The sequence below is a fragment of the Acinetobacter kookii genome (assembly GCF_900096895.1).
GTDB classification, from domain to species: Bacteria; Pseudomonadota; Gammaproteobacteria; order Pseudomonadales; family Moraxellaceae; genus Acinetobacter; species Acinetobacter kookii.
Genome location: NZ_FMYO01000004.1, coordinates 79,898 through 93,144, shown reverse-complemented (window position 1 = coordinate 93,144; position 13,247 = coordinate 79,898). Strand labels below are relative to the sequence as shown.

At 42.5% G+C, this 13,247-nt stretch carries 10 protein-coding genes and 1 pseudogene; 10 read left to right on the top strand and 1 reads right to left on the bottom strand.

Annotation, left to right across the window (positions count from 1 at the left end):
• Positions 1-639: 639 nt before the first annotated feature.
• The 5 genes from BLP85_RS07980 (at position 640) to ribA (ending at position 5,798) form a co-directional block, all read left to right on the top strand.
• Positions 640-1,374 (top strand): thermostable hemolysin, encoded by a 735-nt coding sequence (locus tag BLP85_RS07980; RefSeq protein ID WP_228143269.1) that lies wholly within the window; start codon positions 640-642, stop codon positions 1,372-1,374.
• 30 nt (positions 1,375-1,404) lie between these two features.
• Positions 1,405-2,916, top strand: coding sequence for an AMP-binding protein (locus BLP85_RS07975; protein ID WP_092819586.1), 1,512 nt, complete (start codon positions 1,405-1,407; stop codon positions 2,914-2,916).
• A gap of 66 nt (positions 2,917-2,982) precedes the next feature.
• Entirely contained in the window at positions 2,983-3,834 is an 852-nt protein-coding gene (locus BLP85_RS07970; protein WP_092819585.1) for a TauD/TfdA family dioxygenase, read from the top strand.
• 48 nt (positions 3,835-3,882) lie between these two features.
• A complete protein-coding gene (locus tag BLP85_RS07965; RefSeq protein WP_092819584.1) occupies positions 3,883-4,692 on the top strand; it encodes an SDR family oxidoreductase in 810 nt (269 codons plus the stop codon).
• A 503-nt stretch (positions 4,693-5,195) separates the two neighbouring features.
• Positions 5,196-5,798 (top strand): GTP cyclohydrolase II, encoded by a 603-nt coding sequence (ribA, locus tag BLP85_RS07960; protein ID WP_092819583.1) that lies wholly within the window; start codon positions 5,196-5,198, stop codon positions 5,796-5,798.
• A gap of 122 nt (positions 5,799-5,920) precedes the next feature.
• On the opposite strand, the gene BLP85_RS07955 is transcribed toward ribA, so the two are convergent.
• The gene (locus BLP85_RS07955; RefSeq protein ID WP_092819582.1) at positions 5,921-6,418 is read right to left on the bottom strand and encodes a macro domain-containing protein; all 498 of its coding nucleotides are present in this window, start codon (positions 6,416-6,418) and stop codon (positions 5,921-5,923) included.
• A 523-nt stretch (positions 6,419-6,941) separates the two neighbouring features.
• Between BLP85_RS07955 and BLP85_RS07950 the strand changes: the two are divergent.
• The 5 genes and pseudogenes from BLP85_RS07950 (at position 6,942) to BLP85_RS07930 (ending at position 13,230) form a co-directional block, all read left to right on the top strand.
• Positions 6,942-7,782: pseudogene (locus BLP85_RS07950) on the top strand (IS982 family transposase).
• A 224-nt stretch (positions 7,783-8,006) separates the two neighbouring features.
• Positions 8,007-8,564, top strand: a complete 558-nt coding sequence (locus BLP85_RS07945; RefSeq protein ID WP_092819581.1) for a hypothetical protein — start codon at positions 8,007-8,009, stop codon at positions 8,562-8,564.
• Between the two features lie 407 nt (positions 8,565-8,971).
• Positions 8,972-11,152 (top strand): TonB-dependent siderophore receptor, encoded by a 2,181-nt coding sequence (locus tag BLP85_RS07940; protein ID WP_092819580.1) that lies wholly within the window; start codon positions 8,972-8,974, stop codon positions 11,150-11,152.
• Between the two features lie 326 nt (positions 11,153-11,478).
• Complete coding sequence (gene arsC, locus BLP85_RS07935) at positions 11,479-11,913, top strand: arsenate reductase (glutaredoxin) (RefSeq protein WP_092819579.1); 435 nt, start codon at positions 11,479-11,481, stop codon at positions 11,911-11,913.
• Between the two features lie 294 nt (positions 11,914-12,207).
• Entirely contained in the window at positions 12,208-13,230 is a 1,023-nt protein-coding gene (locus BLP85_RS07930) for a permease (RefSeq protein ID WP_092819578.1), read from the top strand.
• Positions 13,231-13,247 lie beyond the last annotated feature (17 nt).

The window sequence follows — 13,247 nt, the reverse complement described above, 5'->3', positions numbered from 1 at the left end:
CGACACGCCACTGTGCGTATTCTCGCCTGTTGTTTTGGCAGAAATTTGCCATGTGAAGCGAATACTTTTTAGTAAGAATGAAAGGCTGGTCATCTCTGTTTAGCTTGATCTTGGAATTAATGGGAACACGAGAAGACAGGAAGCGCCTTTCTGGAGAGGGTAAGGCATTTTCTAAGCATTTTATTTACATATTCAGGGAGAAATTTTACTAAACAGCAACAAGAATTATGGGGGGTGTCATTTAAAAGGATGTCATATTTTTTTTCATCCTTCACCTTGGCGTTTACCCATCAAAGATGTCGTCACCTTCTACGTAATTTAGAGTAATTTAAGCTCCGATTGTTGGTTTACAGATGCCTGATTTTTTACTTAATAAATCAGGAAGAACAAAACGTTAAGTGATAAAAATAGGATCATTGAGATTTAAATTACCCGTTTAAAAATAAAAGATAAGCGCTGATTTCGCGAGGCATAATCCACTTTAATTTCACCCTTATTCATTTTCTTTAGCTCAACTTATTAAGCCTGAAATTGCTTAAAAATACGCCTTCGATAGTGTTAAGTGTTTTTTAAGTTTACAGGCCTAATGTGATCACCAAGCTGTTTATGTGTGGTGAAAAGAGAATGAGGAAATTCAATTTGGATGATCGTTCATTTAGTAAAACCTACTATCTGGATCGCAATATCCATCAATTAAAATTTAAAAAAAACATCAATAATCAAAAACTTTTAGAACAAAAAAATCATCCAGCTTTTCCTGTTGTGGTCTTAAAAAATTCATCACTTCGCCTCATGGTGAAAACCGTGCAACGAAGCGAAATCCCTGAACGGAACATATTGGAAAACTTTATTCGTGAGAAATACCGCCAAGTCCATCAGGCCTCGGTCTGTGAGTTTTCTTCGACCCTGTTTGCTGGTTATGTCGGGGTAGAGATGCAGGTCGTGATCGGCATGGAGCATTTAAGCGCGGTCGATGCTTTTCTTGAACGGTATCTGGATGCGCCGATTGAGCAGATACTCACGCAATTAAGTAATGTACCGGTGCAAAGATCACAGATTGTTGAAATTGGCAATTTGGCAGCTTTGGATATGGAAAAAGCCAAACTGATGGTGGCTTTTCTGGTGTTTCATCTATCGAAAAAAAATATTGATTGGGCTGTGTGTACCGGAACTGCAGCAGTTCGTTATGTATTGCAAAAAATGGGGTTGCAGTTTCATGTCATTGAAAAAGCTGACCCGGAAGTGTTGGGCAAAGCGAAACTTCAATGGGGCAGTTATTACCAGCAGAAACCTTATGTGCTTGCCATTGATGTAGCTGCAGCATTGCAGGTTACTCAGCAGTTTTACATTTTTTCTGAATCAATTGATCAGTAGTTCGTCTTTGTAGATATACGGAATTTTAAAATGATGAGTCATTTGTTTAAGGCTATTTCAGCCTATGCCAAGCAGGATCCGGGACGTGAAGCGATTGTTACTGATAGGGATAGGCTTAACTATGTCGAGCTGAAAAATCAGCTTGAACAGCTTCATGCCGAGTTAATGCAGCTAAAGATTCAACGCCTGGCACTCTGGGGTGTGAATAGTGTGGATTGGATTATCATTGATCTCGCTGCCCAGTTAGCTGGTGTAACTGTAATTCCTATTCCCTTGTTTTTTACTCCAGAACAGGTTCGTCATCTGCTACAAGACAGTCAGGCAGATCTGCTTTGCTTGGCAAGTGAAAAGACAGGGGATACGCCGCAGTGGCTAATGGAGTTAGTTGATGCAATAGGCAAGCATGAGGTTTCTGTATCTGTCGATATGCATGCTCAGTTTTTTCGTTTAGCTCAGTCTCAAACACCGCACCATAGCTTACTTCCTTGCCAATCCCGGCAGCTGGCAAAAATTACCTATACCTCGGGCAGTACTGGAACGCCGAAAGGGGTATGTCTGGCAGAAGACACTATTGAGTCGATTACTCATTCACTGAGTCAGGCACTGGTCAGCAGCCAGCTTGGACGGCATCTGTGCCTGATTCCATTTGCCACTTTACTGGAAAATATTGCCGGCATTTATGTTGCACTAAGCATGGGACGCGCCGTAGTGGTAGGTGAGGTGAGCCAGTTTGGTCTGGTCTCTAATCATATTTTTGATGTACAGCATTTTGTGAATGCTGTACAGACTTATCAAATTGAAAGTGTGATTTTACTGCCGCAAATGTTGAAAGCTGTTGCGGAATATAGCGCTAAATACGGCAGTACAGGTTTCAGTACGCTGAAATTTATTGCAGTCGGTGGCGGGAAAGTATCTGCTAATTTGCTTCAACAGTGCCAGCAGCTAAAACTCCCGGTCTATGAGGGGTATGGCCTGTCCGAGTGTGCCTCGGTGGTTAGTCTGAATCTGCCGGGTGCACGGCGGATTGGTAGTGTGGGTCGTGTTCTGCCGCATGTCGAGGTTGAGATTGCGGCTAACAGCGAAGTGGTGGTCAAAGGCAATGCCATGCTGGGTTATGTCAATGATTTGGTAGCCACTCCCTATATTCATACCGGCGATGCCGGCTATTTTGATGAAGATGGCTATTTATACATTACCGGGCGCATCAAGCAGATCATTGTCAGCAGTTTTGGACGCAATATTTCCCCGGAATGGGTGGAGTCCAACAGTCTCACCGAACCGGAAATCCAGCAGATTGCCATTTTCGGGGAGGCACAGCCATATCTGTCGGCCGTGATTTATGCCGCCGATTCTACACCCGACCAGCAGCTGGCAGCAGCAATTCAGCGGGCCAACACCCGCATGCCGGATTATGCCCAGATCAAACACTGGTGTCGTGCTCCCGAGCCATTTTCCCTGAGTAACCAAATGCTGACCGATAACGGCAAGCTGCGCAGGCAGCAGATCCAGCTGCATTTTCAGGCTGAATTGATAACGCATTAACCCAGATATTTTCTGTACATGCCAACCATAACTACAGAAGCATATACAGCATCAGAGAGTAAACCCATGAATATTGCACAACAGGTTTTAAATACAAGCCATGCACAGATCAAACAGCGTCTGATAGAACAGGGTTGGGTCTTGTTGAGACATGAACACTATGACGTGACATCTTTTAGTGAACTCATGAATAGTCTATGCCAGCGGCTGACCTATGATCCAGCTCGGGAAAACATCACTCGCCAGTCCCAGAAAGTCGATGCCGGTACCCAGGCCATGGGGCTGCATATTGAAAATGGCAGCACCCCGCTACCACCTGACATCATCGCCTTTTTCAGTGAAAAAAGTGCTTCACGCGGTTCGCAGACCACCTTATGTGATGGGCATGAAGTCTGGAAAAATCTGCCAGACTTCCTCAAGCAGAAATTTTCCGAGTCGATGACCATCAGCCGTTATTTACCCAAGCCGATCTGGCAGAAGTACGTGGCTACAGTCTTGAATATTGAAAATGCAGAGCAGGTCGGACAGCAGGAACTGGAAAGCTTTATCCAGATGGTTCCCGGACAGCGCATTAGCCCCGCACATGATGAAGGCGTGCAATACCATTTAAGCATGAATATGGTTCGTCATGACAATCTCAAGGGGATTACGGCCTTTGCCAACACATTGCTGGGACCTTCTTATAATTACGAAAAACCCCGTTTTTATTTTGCTGATGGTTCAGAAATCAGTCAGGACTTGCTGGCTGAACTGGCCGAACGCTGTGAGGCCCAGACCTCGGAAATTGACTGGCAGGATGGTGATCTGGTGATTATCGACAACAAACGTTTTATGCACGGCCGACGTGAAATAACGGTGCCACTTGAGGAGCGTAAACTGTATATCTGTATGGGGCTGGGTCTCAATCCTGCTTTTTAAAACCAATATGAACTCACATTAAAAACTTAATAGAAAGAGAAATGATCTATGGCTAATTTAACAGCAGTTATTCTAGGCGCAACTGGTGGCATCGGTCAGGCCATTGCCAATATTCTTGGACAAAACGGGCTGAATCTGGTTCTGGTCGGACGCAATGAGCAGGCTTTGCACAAGTTGCGCGATAATCTGGCACAGTGCTATCCGCAGTTACAACTGCAGTTAATACGCTGTGACCTGACCGAGCAGTACAGCCGCGACGAGCTGATTCATGCGCTGGCCGCGCTGAATACCCCGATTCACTACTATATCAACAATGCCGGCATTAACGATTTCAGCCTGTTCTCTCAGCAGTCACAAGACACCATGGAACAGATGATGCTGATCAATGTGGTCTATCCGTTACAATTGCTCCAAGGCATCATTCCGTTGATGTCAAAAACTCAGCCGAGCCAGATCATTCATATCGGCTCTACTTTAGGTAGCATTGGCTATCCGGGCTATGTCAGCTATTGTGCCAGTAAGTTTGCCCTGCGCGGTGCGACTGAAGCACTGGCACGGGAATACAGCAAGACCCCGATCAAATTCCGCTATTTCTCGCCGCGGGCCACCAATACCGAAATGAACAATCCTGATGTAGTTGAAATGAATATCCGGCTGGGTACGAATATTGATACGCCAGAATTTGTAGCCCAGGAATTTTATCAATTCCTGCAGAAAGACTGTCAGTTCTATCAGGTCGGCTATCCTGAAAAAATCTTCGTCAAGGTCAATCAGGTCTTGCCAAATATCGTGGCCAATTCTCTTCAGAAAGATCTGGATACTATTTACCAATATGCAGACAAACAAAAAAGGGGATGAGGTTTTAATGCCGTTGGATATGAAGTCTTTATTTGGGCTCTCTTGGTGTACGGTCACAGGCTTGATTTAAAGCCTGCTTAAATTTTGGTTTGGGATTAGACGACTTAATATTCAACTTTGACAAGCTGTGCTGACTGAGTGAGGGCAAAGCAGGGACCAAAAGTATGATGCAGTAGGTGTTGGAATATATCAGCTAGACTGACTGCAAAACGCTCTGGACAAAAGTAGACAGGTTATGCTCATTGACAGCAGATACGCTGACAGGGGGCAAGCATTCAATCCGTGGTTTTTGTGTGCTGGTCTAGAGCGGTTTAAAAATGCGAACAGGATGTTCTCGGGATTCACATAAAATTCACTTTAAAATCACTATGATCAAATCTGGAATATAATATTTCGAAGATACGAAAATACTGAACCCGTCTTAATTTAATAGATATGACCAATCTTTTATTTTTTGATGAACAGTGTTTTTACTGGCTCTTAAAATTTAATTGGATGAATCAGTGGTGATACAATTTGTTTCTAAATCTAAATTACCAACTGCTTTTGGTAATTTTGAGATTATAGCATTTCAAGATCCGACCACGGGTGAAGAACATATTGCTCTTGCTCAAGGATTAGAAACGGCTCCTGTAAAACCCGTATTAGTCAGAATGCATTCAGAGTGTCTCACAGGGGACGCTTTTGGTTCATTAAAATGTGATTGTGGACCACAATTACATGCAACCATGAAAATGATTAACGACGCAGGGCAAGGGGTGATCTTGTACCTACGTCAGGAAGGTCGTGGAATAGGATTGACCAATAAAATCCGGGCATATGCACTGCAAGATCAAGGTCATGATACGCTGGATGCCAATCTGTTGTTAAACTTACCAGCAGATGCACGGCAGTATGACATGTGTAGTATTATGCTGGATTACCTACAAATTAAAGATGTCCGGTTGATTACAAATAATCCACTTAAAATCAGGGCATTGACCGATTTAGGCATTAATGTGGTTAACCGCGTTCCCTTGACGGTAGGCTTAAATCATTTTAATCAGGCGTATTTAGAAACAAAACAGAAGCGTATGGCGCATCTGTATGAAAACAGTGATTTTTAGCCTAACTTAAGCCTCTCAATTCTTCTTGTCGTCTTGTGCAAATTCGATGAGGATTACATAAATTCTGATTTTGACTGTATTCGAGGAAGCTTTGCCTAGACAAAGCTTTCAGCAACCACAGCTTAGCACTTATATGAATGATTCATCCGTTTATCCCCTTTTGGGTACAAGGTATAGATATAAACAGGGATATCTAGATCTGCTAAGTGTGTATAGATGAGTGGGCGTCCATCTTCCCCATCTAAACTGCCAGCTTCTGTGGCAAGGCGAGGTAATGCCAGACTTTCAATTTTCTCTTGTTCAATTAAATCTTTTAAGTTTTTTAGGCTACGGTTTACATATTCGATAGACGCCTTGCCTGGTTTTAAACCGTTGTCATAAGCTGCTTCTTGTGTCATCAAGTTTACGATACGTTGACCTTCAGCATTCACCCATGTCCATTGCTCTCCAATCTTAGGATGATAAATATGGCAGTAATTACGGAAGTCTTTATACAAGGCTGGCCAGTGCTCACGCAGACTTAAAGCGAGACCTGTAGCGAAGTTATCATTGGGGGCAACACCGTGAGCAATCGCTTGGGCATCACTGAGTAAAATATCTCCAGATACTTCATAAATCATAGATGTGACTCCTGTTTTAATGGACTGGACTGCTCCTAGTATCCTAGACAAAGCAGAATCTAATCCTCCAGGCGTGATTTGGGTAGTCTAGCATTTAGCTAGAACATGCTTATGCAATTGCTCAACCATTAAATAAAACGTTGACCATGAGATGCTCGTAATCGCTTAAGCTGTGTTTCAGAAAGCTGTTTTGAGTCGATGTATTTCATCTAAAAATTATGCATGAATGTTAAAAATTCTACGGTACAAATAATCAACAACAAGTAGCTTAATTTTTGATTTATGAAAGAGATCTTTTATATATCACCTCTTCTAAAATTTTATTTTATGGAAATAAGGCGGTTACGAAACCTTGCTGATTGGTTTAAATTCTGAAATCTATATTTATAAGGTATTATCTTTAACCCGAATCTCGGATAAGAAATTGACTTGAAAAAAAGATGACTAGAGCCATCAGTTGAGTTACCACACCAAACTCACAACTCTAGTCACCATGTTTGATTTTATTACTTTATTCTGAGCAATTGATGATTTCTTTCAAAAATTTGAATCAACTTATTGGAATTTTCTAAAACAAGGAAAAAAAACGCTTAAGAGTGCGCTCATCCGTATTGAGCCTTTCTGAAATCGTCTTTATTGCCATTTGGTATAAATGTTCACATTTCAACAACTTTAAAGCATTCTTTGCATCTTTAAGACAAGATAATAGTCATTTATTTAAAAGCCTACCTTGTTACCAACGCATGATTCATCTGATTCAATCACATCAATTAGCATTACATGCTTTGCATTTTGCTTTGATGAAAGATCAGCAAAACGCTTATTTATGGGTTGATTCAACCACACTTCCAGTATGTAAAAATCAACGCATTCAGCGACATAAATCTTTAGCTAAAATTGCATCTAGAGGCAAGAGCTCTATGGGCTGGTTCTATGGCTGTAAGCTGCATTTAATCATGAATCAACCAGGAGAGATTGTCCGTACAGCTTTATCCAATGGGCATACAGCAGATATTAAAATGGTTGAACAGTTGGTAGACGGATTAAAAGCAAAACTCTATGCGGATCGTGGATACATCAGTCACGAATTGAAATCCAAGTTGAAGAACAAAGGTATTGATTTAATTACATATCATCGTAAAAACATGCAAGCTGTTGGTTTATCCAAAGCAGATGAATACAATTTAAAGCAGCGGAATAAAATAGAAACTTTATTTAGTTTACTGAAAGGTCAATATCATTTAGTGACGACTAAAGCGAGAAGCCTTGAAGGCTATTTGGCAGGTATTTATGCAACTTTGTGTGCTTATCAGCTCTGCCATAAAAATAAGCCAATGATCAAAGTTAGTGAAGCATTGGCTTAAACAGGATTCGGGTTATCTTTAGTTTAAAAGTTTAAAAGTTTAAAATTAAAAAGATAGCCTCTTCATCTGAACGCTAGCTTAAAATCTCATACATTGACAAGACAATGGATAATATAAAAATAATGGATCATGGATTTTTAATTTAGTAAATAAAATTAATGTATAAGATGTGAAATGCTAAAAGCTTGCTATAGTGTGCTGAATTTAGCTTTTTATATAGACTAATGTTAAATAATACTTATATTTTGTTTGGGGCAGTTTTAGGTTTAACGATTGCAAATGCAGCAGGAGCTGCAACTATAAGCATGAAGAATGATCGGTTGGGCTATTTAATACAACAGGTAGATTATCAGCATATAAATGACTCTCTTGAAAAATCTGAAAATCGGTTATTGGGACGTGCAAGCTGGGATATTCAATGCTGGGTAAAGAGTAGTGAAAATACTAAAATTTGCACAATGCGTAAAAACCATATTACGGTAATGCGTATGAACGATTCTTACAGCTTAAGTGTTGGCATAAACCATGCAAAAAATTCTATTACACTACTTAAAGTAGACAATAATAGTGTTTTGCAGGCGCGTGAGGGTTTATACCGTGACGCTCAAGCCATTATAGATCAGTTCAAGCGTGGCTTTGAGGTAAAAACCGAGTTTAATGTATCTCATAATGCTAAACCGGTTGTGAATGAAGTTTCATTAATTGGTTTTTCTGACGCATTTAATGATATGCAGCAGCAGTATAGTAAGCTGAATCATTTAGATTTACAGCGCAGGCTTTAATAAAACGCATAGCCTGTTGTCTTTGAATAAAAGGCACAGGCTAAGCAATACCGTCCTTGTGATTTAATGCCAGGTCCAATCAAAACACAATCAATAGAAAAAAAGGCCAAAATCAAACTTGGCCCGAGGCGATTCAGTGTTCTCAAATCAGGTCTTAGGTATATGCAGGTATGGCGGTATTCAATCAGCTAAAATGAGGTAGACCTTTCACCCAAGTCGCGGTTTAAATTTGAATACTGGCCCGATAAACCCAACCCAGAAATCCTGATATAAAAAGCCGTATCGGAACCATAATAAAAAAATCTCGGATATGTGGTAGAAATGCTTGTTCAATCTGAGAAAATTGTGAATACTCATGCCCGAAAAATGCATGCTGTAAGATTATCTTTTGGGGTTGGACAACTACTGTGAAAACGTATTCATTTTCTCATTTACATAAAGCATTACTCACTGCGGGTTCATTTTCATGTCTAGGCTTAAGCCCGGTGTGGGTGCATGCTGCAAATGGGAATGAGATCCCGCAACTGGCAACGCTCACAGTGACGGCTGAAACGGCCTATGACCAACCCCAGGTGAATTTATACAGTTTTAGCCAGCAAAACCTGGCTGAAATTCCTGCATCAATCAGCACAATCACAGCCGAACGTATCGCGGATCAGCATGCAAAAACCCTGACAGATGTGGTTAAAAATGACGCTGCAGTCGGGGATGGTTATGCCCCGATTGGCTATTATCCGAACTTTATCATGCGCGGTTTTGCCTTAAATCTGGGTTCAAGCTATTTAGTCAATGGTCACTTGCTGCGCGGTGAGCAAAATGTGGCGCTTGAAAACAAAGAACAGGTCGAAATTTTAAAAGGCATTAGTGCACTTCAAAGTGGCATGGCAACGCCGGGCGGTGTGGTGAACTATGTGACCAAACGCCCCCAAGACATTCACTCACTTACTGTTGAAGCCGACAGTCATGGCGGCAACCGCGTGGCAACGGACTTGGGCGGTTTCCTTGGAATAGATCAACAGTTTGGTTATCGAGTCAATTTGGCGCATGAAGAGATTCATCCTTATGTTGAACATGCCGATGGCAAGCGTGTGTTTGGTGCTTTGGCTTTAGACTGGAAAATCTCGGATCGTTCAAAACTGGAATTTGATATTGAATCCCAGCGCCAACGTCAACGCTCCGTACCCGGCTATCAGTTGCTGGATGGTAAAACGGTACCCACGGGTGTTGAATGGGACCGTTTGCTGGGCTATCAAAGCTGGAGCCAACCGGTGACCAATCAAAGCTTGAATACCGGGTTAAAATATATTCACCAGATCAATGACAACTGGACAGCTAATCTGGCTGCTTCGCAAAGCCGTGTGGTGGTGGATGATTATTCAGCATTCCCGTGGGGTTGCTCTTATAGTAGCATTTGCCAATACTCAGGTTTAGGCAATAGCTTTGACCAAAATGGCACCTATGATATTTATGATTTCCGCAGTCCGAATGACAGCTATCTGACCAATCAGTTTAAAGCAGGATTAAATGGTCAGTTCAACACTGGTACATGGCAACATACTCTCAGCCTGGAACTGTCACAGACCTATAAACGGCATGCACAATATGATGCCATCAACTTGCCTGTAACAGATGATTTTGAATCGACAGGAAATATTTATACTGACCCGATTACCTACACACCAAGTGATAAAACTTTAGGCAATCATTACAAATCATTGGACAGCCAGCATAAGGCCTTGAACTTACTCGACCAGATTGATTTCAATGAGGCGTGGACCGTTTTGGTCGGTGGCAAACTCTTGCATGTCAATGAAAGTGCTTATAATGCCAATGGCAACAACATCCGGGATACCGATTTGAACCGCTTCCTGCCGCAGCTGGCCTTAATGTATCAGCCGGGGGAACATACCCATCTGTATGCGTCATATGCCAAAGGTTTGAGTGACGGTGGGCAGGCTCCGTGGTATGCCAACAATGCTTTTGCAACTTTAGCCCCCCTACATTCCACCCAGTATGAATTGGGGATTAAGCAGCAGTGGCAGAAGCTACTCTTTACCGCGGCAGTGTTTGATTTAACCCAAGACAACCAATATACCAATACTGCAAGTGACTATGTCTCGGATGGTGAACAGCATAACCTGGGTCTGGAACTGGGTTTACAAGGGCGCGTTGATCAGCATCTAGATGTGATGTCCAGTTTGGCGCTCACACGTTCACGTCTCACAGGAATACAAACAGCTGAGTATCAGGGTCATCAAACTCAAAATGTACCCACTGTCCGTTTCGCCAGTCATCTGTCTTATCAGGTGCCACAAGTGGAAGGATGGCGTTTATTGGCCGGCATGCAGTACAGCAGCAGCAAATATGCCAACAAAACAGGCACCGTGAAAGTACCTGGTTATACCGTATTTGATGCAGGTACAAGTTATAACTTCCGGGCTTATGGCTATGACAATATGCTGCGCTTTAACATTGATAACCTGTTCAATAAGAAATACTGGCGAGATGCGGGCAGTTTCTTCGGCGATGACTATTTGTTCCTGGGGGCACCACGTACAGCACAGCTGTCATGGACTGTAAATTTCTAATTTGACTTTAGATTTTGCTATAGAAAACTGTCTAAGCGTTTCGCTCAGGCAGTTTTTTATTTTGGCTATCTTTTTACTACTCGTCAGAAGTTCGTTAACTGTATGTATCTGGTAAAACCTGTTTGAGTCAAACCTGCTGCCACTTATGAGGTACAGCTGACTATGACCTGATCCACTATTTAGCCATGAGATGGCTACACTGGGAAGTGGTATCAAATGATTGTGGGCTTAGGTTATCAGGTGAAAGCTACAAACTCATATATTTCATATTGCGAATATCCGTATATTCATATATAAAGCTAGGATTCATTTATAGGGGAAAGTTCATGAATCAAATGCCTAAAGTCCAGATTTATCATAACCCGGCCTGTGGCACGTCAAGGAATACACTGGCGTTAATTCGCAATGCGGGCATTGAGCCAGAAGTGATTGAATATCTGGTGAACCCACCTTCGAAAGAGCAGCTGGTCAACATGATTCAGGACGCCGGTTTAACGGTTCGTGAAGTCTTGCGTAAAAATGTCGATCCTTATACCGAGCTGAACCTGGATGATGCCAGCTGGAGCGATGAGAAACTGCTTGATGCCATGTTAGAGCATCCGATTCTGATCAACCGCCCGTTGGTGGTGACGGAGCTTGGAACCCGCTTATGCCGTCCCTCAGAAGTGGTGCTGGATATTCTGCCTTTACCGCAATTAAAAGCCTTTGCCAAAGAAGATGGTGAAGTGATTATTGATGAGCAGGGCAACCGGCTGAAATAATGCCCCATCAATACCAAAAAGCTCCAACCAGGTTGGAGCCTTTTTATGTGAAAAACACATTGACGATGATCAATATAATTTACATACTGAATGCAATAGGTCCTTGATGCATAAGATAATTAGATCATCAGCAGGCAGTTTCCCCGTATCCGGTTTTAACGGATATCAGCTGTCTTCATCTCTTGCAGATGCGACAGTGTGGGGAATGTTGTGCGGGGTGAAAAATCTGTGCATGAGTCCATCGACCTGACTTCATCCCAGGCGCTATTTTCCCGCCCAAACCAGGAGCTTTAAATGGAAAGCATAATTGCAATTTTTGCCTGGCTCAATGATGCGCTGCTTAAAATGACCTGGCTCTCGGATGGGGTACGCTGGCTGGTCGAAAATATCTTCGGTTTATCGGTCGCGACCCGGCTCGGCGGCAGTATTCACTTCTTTATCTATGATGTCATCAAGATCTTTATTCTGCTTTCGGTTCTGATCTATTCATTGTCTTATATTCAGAGTTATTTCCCGCCTGAACGTACCCGGCAGATTTTAGGCCGGATGACCGGAATCAAAGCCAATATCATGGGGGCCTTACTCGGCACCATTACGCCATTTTGCTCCTGTTCTTCCATTCCGCTGTTTATCGGTTTTACCCGTGCCGGACTGCCTGTGGGGGTGACCTTTTCATTTCTGATTTCATCTCCATTAGTCGATCTGGCTTCGATTATTTTATTGGCCAGTATTTTTAACTGGAAAATCGCCATGATCTATGTACTGCTTGGTTTGGTGCTGGCAGTATTGGGTGGCTCCTTGATTAGCTACCTGAAAATGGAAAAGTATGTGGCGGAGTTTGTAACCCATCATCAGGCGACTCAGGGAGAAGATGAAGATTTCAGTATGACCGTGAAAGAACGGCGTGCATTTGCCTGGGAACAGGTAGTGGAAATTTTTAGCAAGGTCTGGATGTATGTATTGATTGGCGTAGGGATTGGCGCGGCGATTCATAACTGGATTCCTGAACAGTGGATTAGTACCTTGCTTGGTCAGGAACACTGGTATTCTGTATTGATTGCTACCATCGTAGGCATACCGATGTACGCAGATATCTTTGGAACCCTGCCGATAGCGGAAGCTTTGGTGGCGAAAGGCGTGGGGCTGGGTACGGTATTGGCGTTTATGATGGCCGTCACCGCACTTTCCCTGCCATCCCTGATTTTGTTAAAGCAAGTGGTCAAAACCCGCTTATTGAGCCTGTTTGTTGCGATCATTTTTGTGGGTATCTTGATTATTGGCTATAGCCTGAACACTTTGGGTAACTGGTTTTTATAAAACGTGTGGAGAATAAA

Bases quoted from the DNA above. Each gene is read 5' to 3' on its own strand.
- BLP85_RS07970 (WP_092819585.1), top strand. From the start codon at position 2,983: ATGAATATTGCACAACAGGTTTTAAATACAAGCCATGCACAGATCAAA.
- arsC (WP_092819579.1), top strand. From the start codon at position 11,479: ATGAATCAAATGCCTAAAGTCCAGATTTATCATAACCCGGCCTGTGGC.
- BLP85_RS07975 (WP_092819586.1), top strand. From the start codon at position 1,405: ATGATGAGTCATTTGTTTAAGGCTATTTCAGCCTATGCCAAGCAGGAT.
- BLP85_RS07945 (WP_092819581.1), top strand. From the start codon at position 8,007: ATGTTAAATAATACTTATATTTTGTTTGGGGCAGTTTTAGGTTTAACG.
- BLP85_RS07955 (WP_092819582.1), bottom strand. From the start codon at position 6,418: ATGATTTATGAAGTATCTGGAGATATTTTACTCAGTGATGCCCAAGCG.
- BLP85_RS07965 (WP_092819584.1), top strand. From the start codon at position 3,883: ATGGCTAATTTAACAGCAGTTATTCTAGGCGCAACTGGTGGCATCGGT.
- BLP85_RS07930 (WP_092819578.1), top strand. From the start codon at position 12,208: ATGGAAAGCATAATTGCAATTTTTGCCTGGCTCAATGATGCGCTGCTT.